This is a genomic window from Rhodococcus sp. IEGM 1366 (assembly GCF_033142425.1).
GTDB lineage: Bacteria > Actinomycetota > Actinomycetes > Mycobacteriales > Mycobacteriaceae > Rhodococcus_F > Rhodococcus_F globerula.
Window position 1 is genome coordinate 274,721 of sequence record NZ_JAWLRZ010000002.1, and the last position, 23,933, is coordinate 298,653.

Sequence of the window (23,933 nt, forward strand, 5' to 3'; positions counted from 1 at the left end):
TTCATGACACAGACCTCTTACGACGCAGCAGACACCTACGACGTGGCAGTGATCGGAGGCGGCGCTGCCGGACTCAACGCCGCGATCATCCTCGGTCAAGCCCGCAGATCCGTTGTGGTTTTCGACAACGGCGCTCCGCGCAACGCAGCGGCAGATCACATGAACGGATTCCTCTCTCGCGACAGGATGAATCCAGCCGAACTCCTCGCCATCGGACGCGACGAAGTCCGGAAATACGGTGGAGAGTTCCATGACGGGACCGTCGTGGCGGTCGACCGAGATGAAGACTCCCGTGGGAGTGGATTCGCGATCACCCTTGCTGGCGGCGCTCGAATCTCGGTGCGCAAAGTCCTGGTGGCGACAGGATTGACCGACAGGTTGCCGGATGAACTCAGTGCCTTCGGTGAGCGGTGGGGCCGCGACGTCCTGCACTGCCCGTACTGCCATGGATACGACGTGCGTGATCAACCGTTGGGTGTCATTGCCAAGAGTGTCGAGTTCGCGATGCATCAGGCCCCGATGATCCGTCAATGGTCGGACGATGTGGTGCTGTTCCTCCATCGGATCGAGGATCTCAGCGCCGAGGATCGGGAAAAGCTTGCAGCGCTCAATATTTCGATCGTCGAAGGCGAGGTGGCAGCGCCCGTGCTCGAGGATGATCGTCTGGTCGGAGTGCAACTGGCCGACGGCAGAACTGTTGCGCGGTCGGCAATCTTTGTCGGAGGCGCGGTCACGATGGATCCGAACGATTCGATTCTGCGATCGTTCGGCGCAGCGACGGCGGCGACGATGATGGGTGAGTTCGTCACCGTCGACATGATGGGTGCCACAAGCGTGTCCGGCGTCTTCGCGGCAGGCAACGTTGTCGATCCGAGTGCGCAGGTCATCATGGCCGCAGCAGCAGGCGCGAAGGCCGGAGCCGGAATCAACATGGCGCTTACGGCCGATGATCTGGAGGCGGCGTTGGCGCTCCGAGGTTCGATTTCTGCGTAGCAGTTGGTTTTCTGCGTAGCGTGGTGTGATGGATACGGTGCGAGTGTTGATCACAGGAGCTACCGGCTACATCGGCGGGCGTCTGGCTCCCAGGTTGGTTACAGCGGGGCATCACGTCCGGGTGCTGGCACGCAGTCCTGAGAAGTTGCGCGATGTGCCGTGGTGCGAGTCCGTCGAGGTAGTTAAAGCTGACCTGAGTGACAAGGCATCCCTTGCAGGCGCTTTCGACGATATCGATGTTGTCTATTACCTTGTCCACGCCATGGGCGGTGGTGGCTCGTTTTCCGATGTCGACAAGCGCAGCGCGGTGAATGTGGCCGAAGCGGCTGCGGCCGCTGGTGTTCGCAGAATCGTCTACCTCGGCGGACTGCATCCATCAAACGCAGAACTGTCGACGCATTTGAAGTCTCGGCTGGAAGTCGGCCGGATCCTGCTGGACTCTGCCGTTCCGACAGTCGTGTTCCAGGCCGGCGTGGTGATCGGTTCAGGTTCGGCCTCTTTCGAGATGGTTCGCCACCTGACCAATCGCCTGCCGGTGATGACCACACCGAAATGGGTGCACAACAAGATTCAGCCGATTGCCGTGCGTGATGTACTCCATTACCTGGTGGCTGCGGCGGCCACGACTCCGGAGATCAACCGCTCATTCGATATCGGCGGACCGGACATCATGCAGTACGGCGAGATGATGAACGCCTACGCCGATGTTGCGGGGTTGGTGCGTCGGCGCATTGTTGTTCTGCCAGTCCTGACCCCGAGGCTCGCCGGTCTCTGGGTGGGGCTGGTCACGCCCATTCCGCACGGGCTCGCAATGCCGCTGATCGAGTCACTGCAGAACGATGCCGTTATGCACGATCACGACATCGACGGTTTCATCCCGCCGCCCGAAAGCGGGCTCACCACGTATCGCGAAGCGGTACGGCTGGCTCTGCGCAAGATCGAGAACGGAGAGGTCGAGACTTCATGGTCGGGTGCGACCATCGCCGGCGCACCGTCGGATCCTCTACCGTCTGATCCGGATTGGGCCGGTGAAACGGTGTACGTCGACCATCGTGAACGTGATTGTGCCGCGGACCCGGAGACCTTGTGGAAGGTGGTCGAATCCATCGGCGGCGAGAACGGTTGGTACTCATTCCCTTTGGCCTGGGCAATTCGAGGATGGATGGACCGAGCGGTGGGCGGCGTCGGGTTGCGGCGGGGTCGGCGTGATCCGCGTCACCTCAATACCGGTGAAGCCCTGGACTTCTGGCGGGTCGAAGAAATCGACAGAGGAAAGTTGCTGCGACTGCGGGCCGAAATGAAAGTCCCCGGTGGGGCGTGGTTGGAGCTGAGAGTTTCGGAGGGGCAGCGCGTCTCCGAAGGGCAAGGTGGTGGATCGCGTCTGGAGCAGCGCGCTGTATTTTTCCCGCGAGGCTTGGCTGGGCGACTGTACTGGTACTCGATCCTGCCCTTCCACGGTGTCGTTTTCGAGGGCATGATCACCAACATCACCAGCACAGCTGAACGCTCGATTTAATTGGTATGACTTCCGTGCGGCAGCGCGTTATAGTAGGTAGCCCCACGAAAGACGCGGGGCACACACGGGGCTGAACGGTTTCGACTGCGTGTGTTGAGTTAGGGGAAGCGTGTCGGTGCAGGCAAGAGACCACCGTAAGCGTCGCTGCAAACCTATAAGCGCCGATTCCAATCAGCGCGACTACGCTCTCGCTGCCTAAGTAGCGAAGCGTGTCTGTCAGCCCGGGGTTGCCCTCGACCCGGATCCTGGCATCAGCTAGAGGGCTTTACTGTTCGGCTCGGTCACGGAGTTGGATGGGACATCAAACAGTGACTGGGATCGTCATCCTGGCTTGTTCGCGAGACTGGGAGATCCAAGTAGAGACTTAGCGAACTGCACACGGAGAAGCCCTAGCGATTCAACGTAGGACCCGGGTTCAATTCCCGGCAGCTCCACAAAGAGGCAGGTCAGACACTCGAAAGTGGGTGTAGGGCCTGCCTCATTTTTATGCCCGACAATGGCCCGATAACACTTACTGTCCACTTTCGAGGGCCTCTACCCTTTATGCTGCCCAACCGTCGAGGAGCACACTGACTGCGTGGTCCAGGTGCAGAGGGTCACCGCCCCAATTCGGGATGATTGCGTTGTCCGGGATGTCGCCGCGCAGGAGTTGATCGGCCAGGCCGCTGATCGGAGGGGCCGGATCGATGACATCGCCGTTGAGAGTCCGGAACTCGAACTGTTGATCGCCAAGAGCAGTGATGGTGAACTGGCCGCGATGTAGCGCTCGGTGGCAGGTCCCGCACAGCAGGATCAGGTTGTCGAGGTTGGTTTCTCCGCCGCGGCCCCAGAATTGCACGTGGTGAGCGTGCAGAAATCTGGTTCGACCGCATCCTGGTGTCCGGCAGCTTCCGTCACGGTAATTCAACGCCAACATTTGTTTGTGACTGGTGACGCGGGTCTTCCGGCCTAGATTGAGCACGCATTGCTTCTTGGTCTTTGCCAGGCGCAGGTGGGCGTTACAGAGGACTTCCTCGGAATCGTTGTCGGGGAGTACAGGTCCGCCAGGAACCCGGAGGTTGTCGTGTTCGTGGAAAAACACCACTTCGGCCGAGTTGCTGACGCCGCTCGCGTTGTTTGTCGGGGCTGTGGCAGCTATTTCGGCCATCGCGAGGAGCGCCGGTCCGATGTCGCCGGGTGGTTTTTTCGCAGCGTTCTGCTGAGTGATCGGCTCGTCCGATAACGCGGTGGCGTCATCGTCATTGTCGATCTTGGGCTCGTTGCCGGATGACGGCATTGCTGTCTGTGTTCGTTCACGTTCTGCCGAGGTGAGTGCGGCGAGGATACGGGCGCCGTCCTGTGCAGCGAGGCGACCTTTGATGACAAAATCGCCCGTGTCGGGGTCCCAATGCCAGCGGACTTGAAAGCGTTCAGGCGCTTTACTTTTGCTGGATTCGTTGTCGGCGACTTTGCGTAACCCGGCAGTCAGACGGTCGATCTGTGCGGCAGGTGCTTCGCGGCCGAGTCGAACCATCTGCTTCTCGTTTGAGGGAGTTGTGACTCGGGTAAGTGCGCGAACCTTCGAGTAGGACAAATTGCCTTGTTCGAACGCTTTCCGCATCGCGGGCAAAGGGCGGAGTGCTTTGGCGACACGAACGTATTCGCGTCCGGTGTGCAGGCTCATGCCACATTTCCAGGAGAGCCAGTGAGCGCATGAATGCAGGCCGGGACCGGCCCAGCCTCGTTGTTCGTCGAAATCGGCGAGCAGCGTGAGGAATCGAGCGGTCGCTGCGGCGATTTGTCCAGCTAGTGCGCAGATTTCCACGCCGATGTTGTCGACGGCTTCACGCTTGGCCGCGAAGCCCATGACGTGATCGGTATCTCTGTCGTTATCTCTGTCGAGCTTGTCTGTGTCCATGCCAACCCCCCGGTTCGAATGTTCATTCGACAGTAGATCGAGGCACCGACAGATTTCGAAAAGCGTCCCCGCGGGGACGCTTCCGATCAAGAGAAGAAATCTCGCTAAGCCCCAATCCGCCAGGCTTTCGGTGCCGAATGCCCTATATGACGCTTCAGCATCGGACGCAGTATCGGGACGATCAACACCCCACGGTAATGGTTCTGCCTGGTGGGAAGGTTTCGAGTCACCGCCGTTCGCGATTCTGGCATCTGTCGAACCTCCGGATGCGCCCGTTCTCGGCGGCGATTCGGCAACGTGGATTCGATGTCGTGGCGGTCAGGTATCGAACACGTGGGTGGAACGGTCGGGAGCAGAGCCCGGTTGCAGATGCGCGGCAGGTACTCGATCGGATCAAGGCACAAAACTCTGACGCGCAGGTAATTCTGCTCGGACATTCGATGGGTGGCCGGGTAGCCGCCGCTCTGTCGGGTGACGCGGCAGTCGTAGGAGTCGTCGCGCTGGCGCCATGGTGGCCGGCAGGGACGGACATCGGGCTGCGACAGGGTTGCCTGCTGCGGGTAGTGCACGGTACGGCGGATCGCTGGACCGACCCGGATGCTTCCCAAGCGGCGGTCCAGCTAGTGCGTAGATCCGGTCTCGACGCCGAGTGGATCGGCGTCGAAGGTGCCGGGCACTTCATGCTGCGGCGGCCATCACTGTGGCACCGCCTGGCAGCAGATGCGGTCTCGGAAATCGCAATGGTCTCGGAGAGCGCAGAGAAAACTACCGAAGCGAAGGCAGGCGAGCGACGATGAATTCGGGCAGACGGAGTTCGGTGAAGCGGAGTTCTCACAAGCGCAAGGTTGCAGTTGTCGGCAGCGGGGTCGCAGGTCTTACAGCGGCGTGGGTGCTGAGTAAGGACAGTGACGTCACGCTCTACGAGGCGGATTCGCGGCTCGGCGGTCACGCCGATACTCATGCGGTGACCGATCCTGAAGGTCGCAACTTCGCCGTCGATACAGGCTTCATAGTGCATAACGACCGCACCTATCCGACACTGTTGAGATTGTTTGCCGAACTTGGTGTCGTGACACAGGAATCGGACATGAGCATGTCGGTCCGCTGCGAGGGCTGTGGCCTCGAGTATTCCGGCGGGCAGGGGCTGCGCGGGGTCCTGCCAACGCCGGGATTACTGGTGAACGGCAGCTTTCTGTCGATGTTGATGGAGGTCAAGCGGTTTCATCGACGAGCGCGTGCACTGCTCGAGCAGCCCGAGGAGTCGACTGCCTCGACTGCCTCGACGCTCGATCAGACGCTCGGCGTATTCCTGCGTAACGGCAGATTCTCGGACTACTTCACCGCGCACTTCATGACCCCGCTGGTATCCGCGGTGTGGTCGTGTGACCCGTCGGCCGCTCTCGAGTATCCGGCGCGGTACCTCTTCGCGTTCCTCGATCACCACGGCATGCTTACTATCTCCGGTTCGCCGACCTGGCGGACGGTAACCGGTGGTTCGGTCGAGTACGTGAAAGCTGTGGCACAGAGCATCAGTGCCGTTCGCCTGAACACGCCGGTTCACGCGGTGTACCGGCACGGTGATTCAGTCGAGATTCGTGGGGGAGATGATCGGCTCGAGACATACGACGCGGTGGTAATCGCGACGCATCCGCAGCAAGCGCTGAAGATTCTCGCCGATCCTACGGCCACGGAGCACGAGGTTCTCGGGGCTATGCCGTATTCGATCAATCACACCCAATTGCACACAGACGAGACTGTGCTGCCCGACAATTCGAATGCGCGGGCGTCGTGGAACTACTACCTGCCGCATTGCGATGCGAGGCCAGATCACGTGCTCGTCAGCTACGACATGACCCGGTTACAGCGTCTACCGGAGACCGGTCGACGGTACATCGTGACTCTCGGTGGCAAGGACATGATCGCCGCGGATTCCGTCATCGACCAGATGACCTACGAGCATCCGCAATACACGCCGACTTCCGTTGCAGCTCAAAGCCGGCTTCCCGAGTTGGACTCGGATGTGCTTGCTTTTGCAGGCGCGTACCACGGGTGGGGTTTCCACGAGGACGGTGCGTTGTCGGGTTTGCGTGCCGCAGAGCGGGTCGGAGGTCGGTGGCAGTGACCGGGCCGACTACACCGTCCATCGTCTACACGAGTATTCGCCACGTGCGAACAGAACCGCTGCACAACACATTCGAGTACAAAAGCTACAGCTGGCTGGTCGATGTGGACAAGTTGCCGCATCTGCCGAAAGCATTGCGTCCCTTGGCGAGGTTCACGGCTGCAGATCATCTCGGCGATCCCACCCTATCGATTCGCGTAAACGTCGAGTCGTTCTTGCTGGCCAACGGAATCGAGTTCGGCGGCGGCCGGATCCTCATGCTCGCGAATGCGCGTGTACTCGGCTATGTGTTCAACCCGTTGAGTGTGTTCTGGTGCCTGAATGACGATGGCGCCGTGCGGTGTGTGGTGGCTGAAGTTCACAACACCTATGGTGAGCGGCACTGCTACCTGCTCGAGACCAACGATAGTGGTGCGGCACGCACGCCGAAGGAGTTCTACGTCTCGCCGTTCAATGACGTTTCCGGCGAGTACCGGATGAGGCTACCGCTTCCCAAGGAATCGGTGGAGCTGTCGATAGTGCTTGCCAGACCGGATCAGGCACCCTTTGTCGCCACGGTACGTGGTCGATGTGTTCCGGCCACCGCGGGCGTGATAATTCGGAGCTTTCTCGCGATTCCGACTGCACCACTGAGTGTCTCCGCGCAGATTCGATATCAAGGCATCAGGTTGTGGGCCAGACGATTACCGGTAGTTCCACGGCCGCAACATCAACCGCAGGAGGCAGTGTGATGACAACCGTGATGACAACAATGACTCGTAGCGCTGAGGTCGAACGCTGGCCAGGAGTTGCCACCGTTCCCAGCGGCCTCAAGGTGCGGGTGGCGTCGCCGGTTGCACGGGCGCTGTTCCACAAGGCAGTCGCGCGCTTGCCCCTGTGCGTTCAGATGCCGAACGGTGATTTCTCGGGCGGCGGTGGACCCGATTCGCCGTTGATGGTCATTCATCGCCCGGATGACTTTGCTGCTCGGGTGGGCGACAGTGGTCTGATCGGATTCGGTGAGTCGTACATGGCGGGTGACTGGGAAGCCTCCGACCTCACCGCAGTCCTGGAAGTTTTTGCCTCTCGTGTGGCGACACTGATTCCCGACTTTCTGCAGCGGTTGCGTGGCCTCTACATTCCCAAGCAGCCACGCAGTGAACACAATTCGACGCAGAACACCCGCTCCAACATCTCGCGGCACTACGACCTCTCGAATGAGTTGTTCGAACTATTCCTCGACGACACGATGACCTATTCCAGTGCCCTATTCGACGACTTGTCAGTTGGGGACTCCCAGTCATGGGACGTGTTCGCAGTCGCCCAGCACCGCAAAATTGATCGGTTGCTGGACGGTGCGGGCGTCGGGCCTGGTTCGCGAGTGCTTGAAATCGGCACTGGGTGGGGGGAATTGGCGATCCGAGCGGCCCAGCGTGGTGCGACGGTGCGTTCGGTGACGCTGTCGGTGGAACAGCAGGAACTGGCAGCCAAGCGGATAAGCGCTGCGGGACTGGCGGATCGCGTTCAGGTCGACCTTCTCGATTACCGGCAGGTGCAGGGGGAGTACGACGCAGTGGTGTCGGTCGAGATGATCGAGGCGGTCGGCCACCAGTACTGGGGAAGTTACTTCCAGAAGATCGACTCCCTGTTGGCGCCGGGTGGGCGTGCCGCGATCCAAGCAATCACGATGCCGCATGATCGGATGTTGGCTACCCGCAGCACCTATACATGGGTGCACAAGTACATCTTCCCGGGAGGCTTCCTGCCCTCCATACGGGCGATCGAGGACGTCACTGAACGCATGACCACTCTTCGTGTGCGTGAACGCATGTCGATGGGTGATCACTACGCGCAAACGCTCCGCCTCTGGGATGAGCGGTTCAGTGCCCGCGCGGAGGAAGTCGCAGCGCTCGGATTCGATGACGTATTCACCCGCATGTGGCATTTCTATCTCTGCTATTCCGAGGCGGGTTTCCGTTCCGGATATCTCGATGTGCAGCAAGTGATTCTCGATCGGAGGGACCCGCGATGACCACCACGATAGATCGATCGATACAAGGCGCCGGCGTTGCTGGTCGTCTGTCGGAAATCCTCAGTCCGCTTGTCGGCGGCGAACTTCCGGTTCGGCTGACGGCGTGGGACGGCAGCGCAGCAGGGCCGGTCGATGCGCCGAAAGTGACGCTTCACAGCGCAAACGTGCTGCGACGACTCTTGTGGAATCCCGGAGAGTTGGGTGCGGCGCAGGCGTATGTTCTGGGCGAACTCGACGTCGAAGGCGATCTTGGCGAAGCACTCACGCATGTGTGGAAAGTGTCTGCCGAGCGTGGGCTGGGGTCGATCTCGCCGTCACCGTCGGTTATCCTCGCCGCGGTTAAGGCCGCGAGATCCTTGGGGGTGTTCGGGCGCCGGTTGCCACCTCCCGTGTCGCAGGCGCGGGTCAAGGGTCGCTTGCACAGTATGTCGAGGGATCGGGCGGCGATCGGTCATCACTACGACTTGTCGAACGACTTCTATTCGCTGATCCTCGACCAGAACATGGCGTACTCCTCGGGGTACTGGACTTCCGATGCACCGGAATACACTCTCGAAGACTCTCAGAAGGACAAGCTGGACTTGGTATGCCGCAAGATCGGACTCGATCGGGCGCGCGGGCAACGCTTACTCGACGTTGGTTGCGGGTGGGGTTCGCTGAGCGTCCACGCAGCTCGCGAGTACGGTGCCCACGTTGTCGGAGTGACGATCTCGGCGGAGCAGAAGGCGTTTGTCGACGCGAGGGTCCGATCGCTCGGCCTCGAAGATCGGGTCGAGATCCGACTGCAGGACTACCGTGAAATTCCGGACGGACCCTACGACGCCGTCGCGTCGATCGAAATGGGTGAGCATGTCGGCGAGGACAATTACCCGACGTATGTGAAAGCGCTGCACGACAATGTGATCGAGGGTGGTCGCGTGCTGATCCAGCAGATGTCGCGGACCGGGCCGCATCCGGGTGGTGGGCCATTCATCGAGTCGTTCATTGCGCCCGACATGTATATGCGTCCAGTTGGGCGCACCGTGGCGATGATCGAGGAGGGTGGGCTGGAAGTGCTTGACGTTCAAGCGCTTCGGGTGCACTACGTGCGCACAGTCGACTCATGGATCGAGACGTTCGAGTCCAACTTCGTTCGTGTCGTCGAGCTGGTCGGCATGGAGGTCGCCCGGGTGTGGCGTCTCTACCTCGTCGGCGGTGGCATGGCATTTCGTGACGGGCGGATGGGTGTGGATCAGATTCTTTCGGTGAGGCCGTCATGTCTTCGATGACGCTCGGTCCGATGTTGTTCGCGAGCTTTCTGGCGGTTGTCGTCACGATGGCGGTTACGGCGTCGATCGGTATACGTATCGGCCGGCACAATGTTGTCGACGTGTCCTGGGGCGTGGGCTTTGTGGTCATTGCCGCAGTGTCCGCAGTTGTCGGTGCGGGAGATCTGTGGCGCCGACTACTGATGCTCGCGTTGGTCGGCATCTGGGGCCTGCGATTGGCGTGGCACATGGCAGTGCGCTCGCGCGGTAAGGGCGAGGATCCTCGGTACGAGCAGATGCTGGGAAAGGCGTCCGGCAGCCGAACTCTGTATGCGATACGGAAAATCTATGTGACGCAAGGTATCTCCCTGTGGTTTGTGTCGCTGCCGATTCAGCTCTCCGCAGTGTCGTCAGGTGGGTTCAACCTGTTGGTACTCCTGGGAATCGTGTTGTGGCTGGTCGGTGTGACGTTCGAGGCGGTCGCCGATCGTCAGATGGCGGAGTTCAAATCCGATCCCGGCAGTTACGGGCACATCATGGATCAGGGACTGTGGGCGTGGACGCGTCATCCCAATTATTTCGGTGACGCCTGCGTGTGGTGGGGCATATTCCTCGTCGCGGCATCCGTATGGCCAGGAGTGTTGACGGTTCTCTCACCGATTGCGATGACATATTTTCTCGTGTTTGCGACCGGCGCGCGACTTCTCGAGCAGCACATGGCGCACCGCCCCGGTTATCGTGAGTACCAGGAGCGGACGAGCTACTTCATTCCGCGGCCGCCGAAGTAGGTCTGGCTCAGAAGTGGGTCTGGCTCAAGCGAGTGAGGAGCGCGAATGAGTGAACTGGGCTTGCCGGCGGCTATCGGAGCGGTGGCCGCCGGTGGTGCGCTCGGAGCGCTGACGAGATACGGGTTGGGTGAGTGGTTTCCCCATATCTGGACTACTCTCGTGATCAATGTCGTGGGGTCGCTGATCCTCGGAGTGCTTGCGGCACTGCTGATTCACGACAAGGTCTGGTACATCTTCCTGGGCACGGGATTCTGCGGTGGCTTCACGACGTTCTCGTCGTTTGCGGTTCACGCGGTTACCGAAAGTCCGATGCGATCTATTCTGTACGTTCTCGGCACTTTGATTCCGGCGATCTTGGCCGCAGCGTGGGGCAGAGCCCTTGGCGAGCGCTGGATGCGTCGTAGTGAGGGGGCGAACGTATGACCGTTCTCCTCGTAGCGATCGGCGGAGGCGCCGGAGCGACCGGTAGGTACCTGCTCGCGAAATACGTCCCGACATACCGGGGATTTCCGGCAGCAACATTCGCGGCTAACGTCCTGGGTTGCTTTCTCCTCGGATTGTTCACCGGCGCAACACTCTCCACTGCTATGGCGGCCTTGCTTGCAACCGGGTTCTGCGGCGGTTTGTCCACGTACTCGACGTTTGCGACCGAAAATGTGGGCATGCTGGACAAGCGTCAGACGGCGATGTCGCTGGTGTACATCATCGCCAGTCTTGTCGTTGGGCTGAGCGTCGCCTGGTTGGGAATTCAGATCACAGGGTAGAGAATGAGCGGCAGTCGTGTCGGCTGCGTAGTCGACCACCGGGCTTAGGGGGATTCGTGGCGCACGAACGAGCAGGACAGGTGGCGCAACCACAGGATTTGATCGACGTTCCGCACTTGGTTTCCGCGTATTACACACGGACACCTGATCCTGAGGATCCGATGCAGCAGGTGCTGTTCGGGACGTCGGGGCATCGGGGTTCCAGTCTGGACGGCGCGTTCAACGAAGCGCATATCCTGGCAACTACGCAGGCGATCGTGGAGTACCGCGCATCGCAGCGCATTGACGGGCCGTTGTTCATCGGCCGCGACACGCACGCGTTGTCCGAGCCGGCCTGGCTGTCTGCGCTCGAAGTTCTTGTTGCCAATGACGTAGTGGTGCTGGTTGATTCGCGCGACGCCTATACCCCCACACCCGCTGTGAGTCACGCGATTCTGCGATACAACTCCACTGCGCCCGAGGCCAAGGCCGACGGAATTGTCGTGACGCCTTCGCACAATCCGCCCCGTGACGGTGGGTTCAAGTACAACCCGCCCCACGGCGGCCCGGCTGATACCGATGCCACGTCGGTCATCGCGGACCGTGCCAACCAACTGCTCCGCGACGGACTGGCCGGCGTCCGGCGCGTCACGACGGAACAGGCGCTGGCCAGGGTCGAGCGGTACGACTTCCTGCGCTACTACGTCGACGACCTGCCGTCGGTGCTCAACCTCGACGCCATTCGCGACGCGGGTATCCGCATCGGCGCAGATCCGCTCGGCGGCGCCAGTGTCGACTACTGGGGAGCCATCGCCGAGACTCATCACCTCGACCTCGAGCTCGTCAATCCTCTGGTCGATCCGACGTGGCGATTCATGACGCTCGACACCGACGGCAAGATCCGCATGGATTGCTCCTCGCCTGACGCGATGGCGTCGTTGATCGGTATTCGGGATCGCTACGACATCGCCACCGGAAACGACGCGGATTCCGATCGGCACGGAATCGTCACCCCCGACGGCGGTTTGATGAACCCCAATCACTATCTGGCCGTTGCCATCGAGTACCTCTTTGCTCACCGCCCACAGTGGGCTGCCGGCACGAAGGTCGGGAAGACGCTGGTCAGCTCATCGATGATCGACCGCGTTGTGAACGGACTGGGACGCGAACTCCTGGAGGTACCCGTCGGCTTCAAGTGGTTCGTACCCGGGTTGCTCGACGGTTCGGTCGGGTTCGGCGGCGAGGAAAGCGCGGGAGCGTCCTTCTTGCGTCACGACGGTTCGGTGTGGACGACGGACAAGGACGGCATCATTCTTGCGCTGCTCGCGTCCGAGATCACGGCGGTGACCGGCAAGACGCCGTCGGCGCACTACACAGCGTTGACCGAGAAGTTCGGTAGCCCCGCCTACGCCCGCATCGACGCGCCCGCGAGTCGCGCGCAGAAGGCGGTACTGGCAAAACTGTCACCGGAGCAGGTCACCGCGACGGAACTGGCGGGGGAGCCGATCACCGCGGCGCTGACGGCAGCGCCCGGAAATGGCGCCGCGATCGGCGGATTGAAGGTGACTACCGAGAACGCGTGGTTTGCGGCCAGGCCGTCGGGAACCGAGGACGTGTACAAGATTTATGCCGAGTCGATGAAGGGCGCCGATCATCTGGCTCAGGTTCAGTCGGCAGCGAAGGACTTGGTGTCAGGTGTCTTGAACGCGAACTAGCTCGCGGCCCGCTCGTGTCGCCCGGCTAGAATCCCGGGCGACATGAAAACTCGCGCAGCCAGGCTGCCACAGGAAATCTGGGTGCTGGTTTCCGCCAGCTTCGTCATCGCTCTCGGATTCGGCATCGTTGCCCCGGCGCTACCGCAGTTCGCCCGCAGCTTCGATGTATCGGTTACGGCCGCCACGGTCGTCATTTCGTCGTTTGCGTTCATGCGCTTGGTGTTTGCGCCGATGAGCGGCACCTTGGTGCAGAAACTCGGCGAGCGCCCGGTGTACATCCTGGGACTGTTGATCGTCGCGTTGTCCACCGGAGCGTGCGCGTTTGCGCAGGAGTACTGGCAGCTGCTGCTGTTCCGGTCACTTGGCGGTATCGGTTCCACCATGTTCACCGTGTCGGCGCTTGGCCTGCTTATCCGGATGTCGCCGCCCGACCATCGGGGACGCGTATCCGGTCTGTATGCGACGAGCTTCCTGATGGGCTCGATTACCGGTCCGATATTTGGCGGCGCGCTGCTGCAGTTCGGCCTGCGGATGCCGTTCCTCATCTATGCGGCAACGCTGGTTATCGCTGCCGCTGTGGTTTTCTTCAGTCTGCGCGGTTCACATCTTGCGTCGCCGGACAAGGGTGCGGCGATCACGCCGATGACGTTGGCCGAGGGTCTACGTTCACCGGTCTACCGCGCTGCTCTGGGTTCGAACCTGGCATTCGGTGGTGTCATTTTCGGCGTCCGCGTCGCGATGGTCCCGCTTTTTGTCGTTGAGGCTCTCGGTCGTGAAGACTCGGTGGCCGCATATGCGCTGGCAGTTTTTGCGGTCGGAAATGCGCTGGTTCTGACCTTCTCGGGTCGGCTCTCGGACAAGTACGGACGTAAACCGTTCGTGCTTGCCGGGCTGGTTGTCTGCGGCGCCGGCACGATGGCGATCGGATTCACGCACAACTTGGTGGCGTTTTTCCTGATTGCTGCCGTGACGGGCGCGGGCTCCGGTTTGATGAGTCCGTCGCAGCAGGCTGCGGTTGCCGACGTCGTCGGGTCCAAGGCGCGCGGTGGTCCAGTTCTGGCGGTGTTCCAGATGATGTCCGACGTTGGTGGTGTGGTCGCGCCGATCTGCGCCGGACTACTGGTTGAGCATTTCTCGTACTCGGCGGCCTTCGCGACGATGGGAGCTGTGGTGATCATTGCGAGCGTGGGTTGGCTGCTGGTGCCTGCGAAGGCTGTGACCGCGAAAACAGTCAGTTCGGAAGTCCCTCTGTAGGCTCGGCTCGTGGCTATTCGCATCGTGAGTCTTGTGGCCCGCTTGGGTTTGGCAGCCGTGTGGCTGATTTCGGGTGGCATCAAATTCCTCGATCCCGTTCAGACGAAGATCGCCGTCCGGGCGTATCAATTGTTGCCCGAGAGCCTGGTCGGCCCCGTGGCGATTGCGATGCCGTTGGTCGAGATCGTTCTCGGATTACTGCTGCTCGTAGGCCTCGCCGTACGAGCGTCGGCTGCAGTGTCGGTTCTCATGCTGGTTGTGCTCATCAGCGTGATCATCTCGGTCTGGGCACGTGGATTGTCCATCGACTGCGGCTGTTTCGGGGGAGGTGGAGCTGCCGACGTCGACGCGTGGGACTACCTCAGCGAGATCCTGCGCGACATCGGATTCCTGGCATTGGCCCTGTGGTTGTGTTTCTTCCCACGGTCACCGCTCGCATTGGGACAGGGATCACGTACCGCATTCTCAGTTGAAGCACAGTCTTCAATGGCAAGGTGAACACCCGGGGAAGGTAACCCCTCGGTAAAATCGTTTCGACGCACGAAGGACTGCATCAGCGTGAGCGCCAAGAACAACAAGTACAAACCGGAACCGGTGTCGAGTCGGTCCACTTATGTCATCGGTGGAATCGCGGTCCTGGTGATCGCAGCCCTCGTCATCGGCGGTGTCCTGTGGCAGTCGAGCAAGAACAAGGTGCAAAACGACGGCTACGGCTCGGTTCAGAACTCCGAGGTGGTTGTCACCGTGGAGGACAACGGCGTCGTGCTGATCGGAAAACCGGACGCACGTACCACTCTCGACATTTTCGAAGACCCGCTGTGCCCGGCGTGCGCTGCACTCGAGCACTTGAGCGGCCAATCGGTGTCGGCGGCAATCGACGCCGGTGACGTCGCTGTTCGCTATCACATGCTCAACTTCCTCAACCGGGCATCGAGCAGCGGTGATTACTCCACCCGCGCGGGCGCCGCATTGCTGTGCGTCGCGCAGGACGGCGACGCGATTGCCTACTCGAATCTGCACACCACACTCTTCTCTCCGGACAACCAACCGTCTGAAGGCGGCAAGAGTAATCACACCAACGACGATTTGGCTCGGATAGCCGGTGAAGCCGGTGCATCGGATGCAGCTACTACGTGCATCTCCTCTGGAGCCAACGTGGAGGCCGCTGCGGCCAATGCTGCTGCGGCGAGTGAGGCGCTCTCCGCCGCCGGCGGAACGGGCACCCCGACGGTTATCGCCGACGGCAAGATCGTCAGCACCAAGAACAGCGATTGGGTTTCGCAGTTCACCTCCTGAAGCAGTGTGCGGCCGCTCTGAAACCCGGAGCGGTCGCACCAGCTTGACCAGGCGATTTGTTGCTCACCGCGCAAGTGGTGTAACTTTCTTCAAGCAAGCGGCAAGCAGAACAACCGCCTGCGAGATCGAACTAAATACGGGGCTATGGCGCAGCTGGTAGCGCACCACACTGGCAGTGTGGGGGTCAGGGGTTCGAGTCCCCTTAGCTCCACCAAAAAGAGCAGGTCAGACAAAATGTCTGACCTGCTCTTTTTTGTCGATTTCGGCCGTTAGCTCAATGCCCGCTCGAGTGCCTCGCCCGTAGCAACGGCGTACGGGGCCCGCAGAATGTCTTCGTGCGATCCGGCTACATCCTCGAAAGTGATCTGGCCGGTGGCGATGGCCGACCAGTCGTGTGCATCCTGTCGGTTGTCGTCGCCGCGGATGACCGTAACCGAACCGCGATACGGGCTTGGCGCGTACTTGCGCAGGGACGCCAGTCCGCGATGGTAAAAGAGGTACCACTGCATCGACGGGTCGAACTGCATGATGCCCGCGACTTGGTACCGGAGCCAGATACCCAGAACCGATGTTTTCGAGGTCCGGGCTCGGGCATTGAGCACCGGCTCGCCGGATTCCGATGGCGCCGGCGGCTCAGTGGTGTCAGGCCGCGGCCCGATCATGTTCTCCCGCAACCGAGTGTCCAGAATGACAACGTGTTCGACGATCTCGCCTTCCGCGTGGAGGCGATTCGCGATTTCGAGGGTGACAAACCCGCCGTGGGAGTAGCCGCCGAGCACATACGGGCCGTGCGGACGGACCTTCCTGATCTCACGGATGTATCGGTCGGCCATCTTGGCAACGGTGCGATCGGGGAGCCCGCGAGATTCCATTCCGTGTGCTTGCAACGCGTACACAGGTCGATCACCGGACATCGCCTGCACCGTCGCGAGAAAGCTCAGTGCAGGCGCACCGGCTCCGGTGATCAGGAAGAGCGGAGTTCGGGAACCGCTCGTGGCAAGGGGAACAAGCACAGATGCCCGGCCTTCGTCACGCTTCTTGTTGCGCAGCATCGCGTCGACCAGCGCGGCGAGTTCGCGGATGGTGGTGGCGCCGGCAAACTGGGCGGCGCTGACGGTGACCAGTACAGCGGCTCGTAGTGCGGCGAGCATTTCTGCGGCAGCGAGTGAATCTGCGCCGAGGGCAAAGAAGTCGTCGTCACGGTCGAGTGATTCGATCCCGATGATCTTGGACCAGATGATGGCCACCCGAAATTCGGTGATGGTCTCGAGAGTCGGCGTGGCGGTGGAGGTGAAGGTAGCGACCGGCGCCGGTGTCGGCAGTGCGTTGCGATCGATCTTTCCGCGTTCGTTGCGGGGAATCGAGGCCAGCATCACGATGTGGCGGGGAACCATCCAGCCGGGCAGGCTCAGAGATACCGCGCGTCGAATCTCCGCGGGAGACAGAGCAATTCGCTGTGAATCACTCACGACGTATGCGCAGAGCTCTGGGTGGTCGTTCTCGGTCCGAACGATCACGGCCGCATCGACGACGCCGGCCACCGCGCGGATGGCGACGTCGACTTCGGTGGGTTCGACAAGGTATCCACGAATTTTCACAGCATCGTCGAGTCGGCCTTTGAGTTGCAGTTCGCCGTCCCTGTCGATGCATCCGCGGTCGCCGGTGCGATACAGGCTGATGCCGTCGCCCAGCGGTGTGAATCGTTGCGCTGTCCGCTCCGGGTCGCCGTGATACCCGTCGGCCAAGTCGCTGGAAATGACATGGATTTCGCCGATCTCGCCGTCGGGCAGCTGGTTGCCCTCGGAATCGACTATCCGGACTTCCTTCCCGTCACGTGCTCGACCGGCGGGGACGATGCCCTCCGGGAACGTGGCTGCGGGAGGAAAGACGTTGTAGGCGACGACCCCCGTTTCCGTGGTTGCCATCCAGTTGACATAGGTCACGTCCGCGAACCCGCGATCACGGTGACGTTGGTAGTCGTCGCCGTGAACAGCCTCGCCGTAGGTAACGACAACGCGTAGGGAACTCTGGGGATCTGCGCCCGGTTCGGCGGCATTCTGCTGCGTCCATGCCCGCAGGAACGACGGTGCGCAATGAGCTGTGGTGATCGAGTTTCTCCGGAGCCAACTGCCCAGGGTGGAACTGCCGTCGACGCGGGGGTCCCAGCAATACACGGTGACACCGTTCATCAAACCCATGATGAGTGCGGTGATACCCGCGCCGAAGCTGACGGGCAGAAGGTTCCCGATGTGATCGTCCGGTCGGAGATCGATGGCGGCGGCAAGTTCGTCCGCCTTGTTCAGACACATCGAATGGCTGAGCACCACTCCCTTGGGTGCGCCGCTGGTGCCGGAAGTGAATGCGATCATGGCTGGATCGGAGCTCAGTGACTCGAGTGCGTTGCCGAAACGGAACGGAGTGGCAGCGGCGTGTTCGAGGATTGTTGCGATGGAGACCGCGCCCGACGTGGACAGGATGTGCTCGCGCCTGGCCGGCGGCAGCTGCGGGTCGATCATGACGAGTGGCCGACCGGAGATCAGTGTGGCAAGGATGCGGACAACGGCCTCGGCGGTGGGGTCGAGTTCGACAGCTACCGGACAGCGGCCGTGCGGCCCGCGAATATCGAGTTCACGCGCGAGTGCGTCTGCGCGGACTTCGAGATCTGCGAACGTGATCTGATCCCGTGGGGTGACGACGGCAACGGTGTCGTGCTGCATAGAGGTGACGCGGCGCCACCGCGATTCGATGGTTTCGTCGATGACGGCATACCGCGTCCGTTCGAGCCCTAGATCGACCACGTTCATGTCTGACGCTCCGTTCCAGCTATCAGTTACTTATTAGCAAAGACTACAGAAGGTTGGGTATCGAGGTCTATAACAAACCAAAAGTAGTTTTCCATACGACCAATCCGCGGGACCATCCGCTCCGAATGTCAGGCGAGAAAACAAACGAACGGAAGGCAATGACATGAAGTGGTCGGGGAGATGTGCGATTGCGGCAGTCGGAGCGGGTGTCGGTATGGCGATGACGGCCATGCCGGCGCAGGCAGCTCCGATGTCAGCGGACTTGTGGCAGCCGTTGGCACCCGTCGAAAAATTGGATGTCGAACGCTACGTCGGCGACTGGTACCAGCTGGCAGCGGTGCCTCAGCCGTTCAACCTGATGTGCGCCAAGGACACCCGGGCGCGATACGAGGTGCTCGACTCGTCGAATGTGAGCGTGCAGAATACGTGCACGACCTGGGCTGGGGACCAGAGCGGCATCGCCGGTAATGCGCGGGTTACCGATACGCAGTCCGCAGCGCAACTTCATGTCAGTTTCCCGGGCGTACCTTTTCAGGATGGACTGGACGGGCCGCCCAACTACATCGTCACCTACATTGCCGACGACTACTCGTGGGCACTGGTGGGTGACCCGCTTCGAACGTCCGGGTTTGTATTGTCGCGTTCACCCGCAGTCGATGCCGCGGGGTGGAGTGAGATACGCCGAGTTGCCGAGAGTCGCGGGTACAACGCATGCACGATCGTGACGTCACCGACAACCGAAGGCAAGAAGGAGATTCAGCCGCTCTGCACAATCTGACGGCCCGCTAGGATTGCGTGGTGCCTAGGATTTCTTGGTGAAAAAACAGATTCCCGTGATCGTCGTCGCAGGATTTCTGGGTTCGGGAAAGACGACGCTCCTCAATCACCTTCTGCACAACAACAACGGTGTGCGCATCGGGGTCATCGTCAACGACTTCGGCTCGGTCAACATCGATTCGATGATGGTGGCCGGCCAAGTCGACTCGACGCTCTCACTGAGCAACGGGTGCCTGTGCTGCGCGGTCGATGTCTCCGATATGGACGAGATGCTCGACAAGTTGGCGCACAGCCAATCCGAGATCGACGTCATCGTCATCGAAGCCAGCGGGCTGGCGGAGCCGCGCAACATGATCAGGTTGGTGCTGGGCAGCGAGAATCCGCGGGTCGTGTACGGCGGCCTGGTTGTTGTAGTCGACGGGGCCAACTTCCGATTGACACGTAGCACCCATCCCGAGCTCGATCAGCACGTCGGGTTAGCGGATCTACTCGTCGTGAACAAGATCGACTGCGTCGACTCTGCGGAACGCGACGTCTTCACGGAGGTGATTCGTGGGCTCAACCCCCGAGCACCGATTGTGGACACGACTCACTCTCGCGTGGACCCAGCTCTGCTGTTCGATTTCGCGGCCGCGCCGCAGCCGTTACCTGGTCAGCAGATGAGCCTCGACGAACTGCTGCGCGACGATCATCACGACCACATTCACACCCACTACGAGGCAGTCGATTTTGTGTCCGACACGGCGCTCGATGCGCGCGCCGTCACAAAATTTCTCGAGAACCAACCGGCCGGTGTGTACCGGATCAAGGGGTTCGTGAACTTCGATATCCGGGGTTACACAGGCAAATTCGAAGTACAGACAGTGGGTGATCACGTGCGAATCACACCATTACGGTGGAAGGCCGGCGAGCCGCGGACTACACAGTTGGTCGTGATCGGCAGCGGCATGGACAGTGCGGTCGTCCGGGACATGTTGAGTGAGTGCATACGCGTCGAGGGAGTCGAGTTGCACCCCGATGCGATGCTGGGATTGCACCGCTATACCGTCGGAGCGTGAGTGAATCAGCTGTATCTGTGTACGAAGCGATCCGGCGCCGGCGCGACGTGCGGGCAGAGTTTTCCGGTGAGGTTATTCCGGACGATGTGCTGATGCGCATCCTCGACGCGGCACATCGGGCGCCGAGCGTCGGGAACACGCAGCCGTGGGATTTTGTGGTGGTCCGCAATCCGGACACGCTCTCGACATTTGCCGCGCACGTCGCGGAGGCGAGGGTCAATTTTGCTCAGTCTCTGCCTGACGATCGGCGCGAGACGTTCGACCCCATCAAGATCGAGGGGATCACGGAAAGCGGTACCGGGATCGTTGTCACCTACGACCCGTCGCGCGGAGGCCCCAACATTCTCGGCCGTCACACGGTCGACGACACCGGCTTGTTCTCTGCAGTTCTCGCAATTCAAAACCTGTGGCTGGCCGCGGTTGCCGAGGACATCGGCATCGGGTGGGTGTCGTTCTACGACGAGGAATACCTCACCGAACTGATGAACATTCCGGCTCCGGTGAGGCCCATTGCCTGGCTGTGCATCGGGAAAGTAACTCAGTTCCAACAGGTTCCGGATCTCGAGCGCTTCGGATGGAAACAGCGCCGGCCATTGGCCGACGCTGTCCATTTCGAAACCTATTGAGTTGTCCGCTCGCGGTTAGCGGGCCGCGGGACGTCCACCGGTACGGGCCCGGCCTGCGCCGCCGGACCGCGCGCCACGAGACTGACCACCCTGGCCGCTGCGAGCCTGACCGCCCTGACCTGAACGTGCCTGGCCGCTGCGAGCCTGACCGCCCTGACCGGAACGGGCCGGACGAGATCCGCGGCCGCCGCCCTGCGGTGCCACCGGAGCCTTGGGTGCGGGGGTGACATGCGGTGCGATGTCGCCGACAAGCTTCACGACGTGCTCGGAGTTCGCAGTCGATCGAACGGGCGTCACCTTGATAGCTGCCTTGCGCATGAGGATCGCGAGATCCTTGCGCTGCTCGGGCAGGACGACGGTAACTACGTCACCGGCGCTGCCGGCGCGAGCGGTACGGCCACTGCGGTGCAGGTACGCCTTGTGCTCGGCCGGGGGATCGACGTGCACAACCAACTCGACGTCGTCGACGTGAACGCCGCGAGCGGCAACGTCGGTGGCAACCAGAACGCGAGCCTCGCCGGCGGAGAACGCGGCAAGGTTGCGATCGCGGGCAGCCTGCGACAGGTTGCCGTGCAGGTCGACGGACGGAATGCCCGACTCGGTGAGCTGGCGTGCCAACTTACGAGCCTGGTGCTTGGTGCGCATGAAGAGGATGCGTCGGCCGGTGCCGGACGCCAGCTTCTCCACCAGAGCCTTCTTCGCTTCGACGCCGTCGACGTCGAACACGTGGTGCGTCATCGCGGCGACGGGGGAGTTGGCCTCGTCTACCGAATGCATGACCTCGTTCTTGAGGAAACGCTTGACGAGCTTGTCGACGCCGTTGTCCAGGGTGGCGGAGAACAGCAGTCGCTGGCCGTCGGCCGGAGTGGACGAGAGAATGCGGGTGACGACGGGCAGGAAGCCGAGGTCGGCCATGTGGTCGGCCTCGTCGAGGACCGTGATCTCGACGGCGTCGAGGCTTACGAACTTCTGCTTCATGAGGTCTTCGAGGCGACCGGGGCACGCGACGACGATGTCGACTCCGGCCTTGAGTGCCTGGACCTGACGGTGCTGCGAGACGCCACCGAAGATGGTGGTGACGCGCAGGTCGTAGGCCGCGGCAAGCGGCTCGAGGGTTGCGGTGATCTGGGTGGCTAGCTCGCGGGTCGGCGCGAGAACCAGTCCGAGCGGGCGGCCCGGACGACGCTTGCCGCCGGCCAATTCACCCGCGAGGCGCGAGACCATGGGGATGGAGAAGGCAAGCGTCTTACCGCTGCCGGTCTTTCCGCGGCCCAGGACGTCGCGTCCCGACAGAGTGTCGGGGAGGGTGTCGATCTGGATCGGGAAGGGGGAGGTGATTCCGCCGTCTTCGAGTGCTTTGACCAGCGGCGGACGTACACCGAGGGAAGCGAAGGTAGCGGTAGTGGTGACAGTCGAGGTGTCGGACAAGTGTGTTCAGAGCCTTTCGGGGCACTTTGCGTGCCCGGATGCCGACACGGCAAAACAGCCGTATCTGACAATCAAGCACAGTGGTGGCGGCGCTGCCGGTCGGCAGGCTTCTTCGCCGTAAGAAGTGCGGGTGCGTTAAGCACTCTTCGCGAACTGAAGTTGCGTTCTTTCGACGCTGGGTGCCCACTTTCGGACACCTAGTGATGCTGAGTCTACCTGGACCGCGCGACTTCTCTACAACCCGACCCACTCGGAAACGCCACTGGCGAAGCGCTGACGCTTCCAGATCGGCACTTCGGCCTTGATTCGTTCCACCAGTTCGGCGCACGCTGCAAACGCTTCCGCGCGATGCGGGGCAGCGACCGCGGCAACCAAAGCGTGGTCGCCGATCTCGAGATGTCCGACGCGGTGAATCGCTGCGACGGGTAGGCCGGTAGAAGCCGACACTTCCTCGCAGCAGGTGCGCAGAAACCGTTCGGCGTCGGGGTGTGCCTGGTACTCGAGGGCTGAAACAGCTTGGCCGCCATCATGATTGCGCACCGTGCCGGTGAAGACGACAACTGCGCCGTTCTTCGGTCCGGCGACGGCAGCGTCGACGGTGGCGGCTTGAATCGGATGTTCGGAAATTCGTGCGAGCAGTTCAGTCATCGTGCATTCCTCCGCCTGCAACCTGCGCGAGCAAGTGATCGATGATGGGGTCGAGGACGGCAAGTCCGTCCTTCACGCCGCCCGGAGATCCGGGCAGATTGACGATGACAGTGCGCTCTGTGAGTCCTGCCACTCCGCGGCTGAGCGAGGCGTGTGGGGTCTTTTCGAGCCCCTTTGTGCGGATCGCTTCCGCGATTCCCGGTAGTTCGCGGGTGAGAACGGCAAGCGTCGCTTCGGGCGTGGCATCAGTGGGAGAAGCGCCGGTTCCGCCGGTGCTGATGATCAGGGCTGGGGAACCGGTTCTGGCGTCGTCGATGCCCGCGGCGATGTCGGCGTCGGCGTAGACCAGTGGGCCGCGCACTTCGAAATCGCGATCCCGGAGCCATTGTTCGATGACCGGGCCGGTTGTGTCGTGGCGGGTCCCAGCGGCGCCCCCGGTAGACGCGACAAGGACGGCCGCGGTGCGCGTGGTGTCGAATGTGTTTGGGGCAGTGCTAGATTCAGGCGCCGGGCCGCTCTCGCGCGTCCAATGTCCGCGTTTACCACCGTCTTTGGTGAGCAGGCGGACGCCGTTCATGGTGGCAGCGGGGTCAATGGCTTTGACCATGTCGTGCAACGTGAGCCCGGCCACGGCAACCGCTGTCAGCGCCTCCATCTCGACGCCCGTCTGCCCGCGAGTCTTGGCCGTAGCTTCGACGGTGATCGAGGTCTCGGTGAACCCGAACTCCACTTTGACGGACGACAACGCGAGTTGATGACACAGCGGAATGAGCTCGGACGTCTTCTTTGCGCCCGCGATGCCGGCGATCCTTGCTGTCGAGAGGACATCGGCTTTGGGCATTCCGTCGGCCCGGACGAGGCGAATGACTTCCGCAGTGGTGACCAGTTCACCTGCGGCCACCGCAATGCGCGTCGTCTCGGCTTTTGCGCTCACGTCGACCATGCGGGCGCGGCCCTCGCCGTCGACGTGTGTCAGTTCGGTCATTGAAAGTCCTTACCGTCCTTTTCAG

At 61.6% G+C, this 23,933-nt stretch carries 22 protein-coding genes, 1 tRNA gene and 1 other RNA gene; 19 read left to right on the top strand and 5 right to left on the bottom strand.

All coding sequences use genetic code 11. The features are described from left to right. Positions 1–3 precede the first annotated feature (3 nt). The 3 genes from R4P64_RS07155 (at position 4) to ssrA (ending at position 2,946) form a co-directional block, all read left to right on the top strand. Positions 4–993: an NAD(P)/FAD-dependent oxidoreductase gene (locus R4P64_RS07155; protein ID WP_317819994.1), complete on the top strand. Its 990-nt coding sequence runs from the start codon at positions 4–6 to the stop codon at positions 991–993. A 28-nt stretch (positions 994–1,021) separates the two neighbouring features. Further along, entirely contained in the window at positions 1,022–2,509 is a 1,488-nt protein-coding gene (locus R4P64_RS07160; RefSeq protein ID WP_317819996.1) for an SDR family oxidoreductase, read from the top strand. A 66-nt stretch (positions 2,510–2,575) separates the two neighbouring features. Next, positions 2,576–2,946: a transfer-messenger RNA gene (ssrA, locus tag R4P64_RS07165) on the top strand. Between the two features lie 104 nt (positions 2,947–3,050). On the opposite strand, the gene R4P64_RS07170 is transcribed toward ssrA, so the two are convergent. Continuing rightward, on the bottom strand, positions 3,051–4,406 hold the full coding sequence (locus R4P64_RS07170) for an HNH endonuclease signature motif containing protein (RefSeq protein ID WP_317819998.1): 1,356 nt from the start codon (positions 4,404–4,406) through the stop codon (positions 3,051–3,053). A 146-nt stretch (positions 4,407–4,552) separates the two neighbouring features. Between R4P64_RS07170 and R4P64_RS07175 the strand changes: the two genes are divergently transcribed. The 13 genes from R4P64_RS07175 (at position 4,553) to R4P64_RS07235 (ending at position 15,796) form a co-directional block, all read left to right on the top strand. Beyond that, positions 4,553–5,203 carry an alpha/beta hydrolase gene (locus R4P64_RS07175; RefSeq protein WP_317820000.1) on the top strand — a complete coding sequence of 217 codons (651 nt, stop codon included), beginning with the start codon at positions 4,553–4,555 and terminating at the stop codon, positions 5,201–5,203. Then, positions 5,200–6,528, top strand: a complete 1,329-nt coding sequence (locus tag R4P64_RS07180; RefSeq protein ID WP_411742643.1) for an NAD(P)/FAD-dependent oxidoreductase — start codon at positions 5,200–5,202, stop codon at positions 6,526–6,528. Before R4P64_RS07175 ends, R4P64_RS07180 begins: the two co-directional genes overlap by 4 nt. Beyond that, positions 6,519–7,259 carry a DUF1365 domain-containing protein gene (locus R4P64_RS07185; RefSeq protein ID WP_317820003.1) on the top strand — a complete coding sequence of 247 codons (741 nt, stop codon included), beginning with the start codon at positions 6,519–6,521 and terminating at the stop codon, positions 7,257–7,259. The genes R4P64_RS07180 and R4P64_RS07185 overlap by 10 nt, the downstream gene beginning before the upstream one ends. Before the next feature lie 11 nt (positions 7,260–7,270). Further along, positions 7,271–8,539 carry a class I SAM-dependent methyltransferase gene (locus tag R4P64_RS07190; RefSeq protein WP_411742658.1) on the top strand — a complete coding sequence of 423 codons (1,269 nt, stop codon included), beginning with the start codon at positions 7,271–7,273 and terminating at the stop codon, positions 8,537–8,539. Continuing rightward, positions 8,536–9,807 (top strand): cyclopropane-fatty-acyl-phospholipid synthase family protein, encoded by a 1,272-nt coding sequence (locus R4P64_RS07195; protein WP_317820005.1) that lies wholly within the window; start codon positions 8,536–8,538, stop codon positions 9,805–9,807. The genes R4P64_RS07190 and R4P64_RS07195 overlap by 4 nt, the downstream gene beginning before the upstream one ends. After that, a complete protein-coding gene (locus R4P64_RS07200) occupies positions 9,795–10,574 on the top strand; it encodes a DUF1295 domain-containing protein (protein WP_411742644.1) in 780 nt (259 codons plus the stop codon). Before R4P64_RS07195 ends, R4P64_RS07200 begins: the two co-directional genes overlap by 13 nt. Positions 10,575–10,619: 45 nt before the next feature. Beyond that, complete coding sequence (locus R4P64_RS07205; protein WP_233365315.1) at positions 10,620–10,997, top strand: fluoride efflux transporter FluC; 378 nt, start codon at positions 10,620–10,622, stop codon at positions 10,995–10,997. Continuing rightward, positions 10,994–11,338, top strand: a complete 345-nt coding sequence (gene crcB / locus R4P64_RS07210) for a fluoride efflux transporter CrcB (protein WP_033231120.1) — start codon at positions 10,994–10,996, stop codon at positions 11,336–11,338. Before R4P64_RS07205 ends, crcB begins: the two co-directional genes overlap by 4 nt. Before the next feature lie 56 nt (positions 11,339–11,394). Then, on the top strand, positions 11,395–13,032 hold the full coding sequence (pgm, locus tag R4P64_RS07215; RefSeq protein WP_317820007.1) for a phosphoglucomutase (alpha-D-glucose-1,6-bisphosphate-dependent): 1,638 nt from the start codon (positions 11,395–11,397) through the stop codon (positions 13,030–13,032). A 42-nt stretch (positions 13,033–13,074) separates the two neighbouring features. After that, a complete protein-coding gene (locus tag R4P64_RS07220) occupies positions 13,075–14,286 on the top strand; it encodes an MFS transporter (RefSeq protein WP_033231118.1) in 1,212 nt (403 codons plus the stop codon). A 9-nt stretch (positions 14,287–14,295) separates the two neighbouring features. Further along, the gene (locus tag R4P64_RS07225; protein WP_033231117.1) at positions 14,296–14,784 is read left to right on the top strand and encodes a MauE/DoxX family redox-associated membrane protein; all 489 of its coding nucleotides are present in this window, start codon (positions 14,296–14,298) and stop codon (positions 14,782–14,784) included. Positions 14,785–14,844: 60 nt separating this feature from the next. Next, on the top strand, positions 14,845–15,582 hold the full coding sequence (locus R4P64_RS07230; protein ID WP_317820010.1) for a DsbA family protein: 738 nt from the start codon (positions 14,845–14,847) through the stop codon (positions 15,580–15,582). A gap of 138 nt (positions 15,583–15,720) precedes the next feature. Next, positions 15,721–15,796: transfer RNA gene (locus tag R4P64_RS07235), tRNA-Ala, on the top strand. Positions 15,797–15,851: 55 nt separating this feature from the next. Here the strand turns inward: R4P64_RS07235 and R4P64_RS07240 are convergent. Next, positions 15,852–18,386, bottom strand: coding sequence for an alpha/beta fold hydrolase (locus R4P64_RS07240; protein ID WP_317820012.1), 2,535 nt, complete (start codon positions 18,384–18,386; stop codon positions 15,852–15,854). A gap of 163 nt (positions 18,387–18,549) precedes the next feature. Between R4P64_RS07240 and R4P64_RS07245 the strand changes: the two genes are divergently transcribed. Genes R4P64_RS07245 through bluB form a run of 3 tightly spaced genes read left to right on the top strand, consistent with a single transcriptional unit; the run spans position 18,550 to position 20,847 of the window. Further along, positions 18,550–19,164 carry a lipocalin family protein gene (locus R4P64_RS07245; protein ID WP_033231114.1) on the top strand — a complete coding sequence of 205 codons (615 nt, stop codon included), beginning with the start codon at positions 18,550–18,552 and terminating at the stop codon, positions 19,162–19,164. Between the two features lie 34 nt (positions 19,165–19,198). Further along, positions 19,199–20,221: a GTP-binding protein gene (locus R4P64_RS07250; protein ID WP_317820015.1), complete on the top strand. Its 1,023-nt coding sequence runs from the start codon at positions 19,199–19,201 to the stop codon at positions 20,219–20,221. After that, on the top strand, positions 20,218–20,847 hold the full coding sequence (gene bluB, locus R4P64_RS07255; RefSeq protein WP_033231112.1) for a 5,6-dimethylbenzimidazole synthase: 630 nt from the start codon (positions 20,218–20,220) through the stop codon (positions 20,845–20,847). The genes R4P64_RS07250 and bluB overlap by 4 nt, the downstream gene beginning before the upstream one ends. Before the next feature lie 15 nt (positions 20,848–20,862). On the opposite strand, the gene R4P64_RS07260 is transcribed toward bluB, so the two are convergent. The 3 genes from R4P64_RS07260 to moaCB all read right to left on the bottom strand — a co-directional run bounded on the left by R4P64_RS07260 (position 20,863) and on the right by moaCB (position 23,908). Further along, complete coding sequence (locus R4P64_RS07260; protein WP_033231111.1) at positions 20,863–22,275, bottom strand: DEAD/DEAH box helicase; 1,413 nt, start codon at positions 22,273–22,275, stop codon at positions 20,863–20,865. A gap of 234 nt (positions 22,276–22,509) precedes the next feature. Further along, on the bottom strand, positions 22,510–22,923 hold the full coding sequence (locus R4P64_RS07265) for a molybdenum cofactor biosynthesis protein MoaE (RefSeq protein ID WP_033231110.1): 414 nt from the start codon (positions 22,921–22,923) through the stop codon (positions 22,510–22,512). Beyond that, positions 22,916–23,908, bottom strand: coding sequence for a bifunctional molybdenum cofactor biosynthesis protein MoaC/MoaB (moaCB, locus tag R4P64_RS07270; RefSeq protein ID WP_317541500.1), 993 nt, complete (start codon positions 23,906–23,908; stop codon positions 22,916–22,918). Before moaCB ends, R4P64_RS07265 begins: the two co-directional genes overlap by 8 nt. Positions 23,909–23,933: the final 25 nt, after the last annotated feature.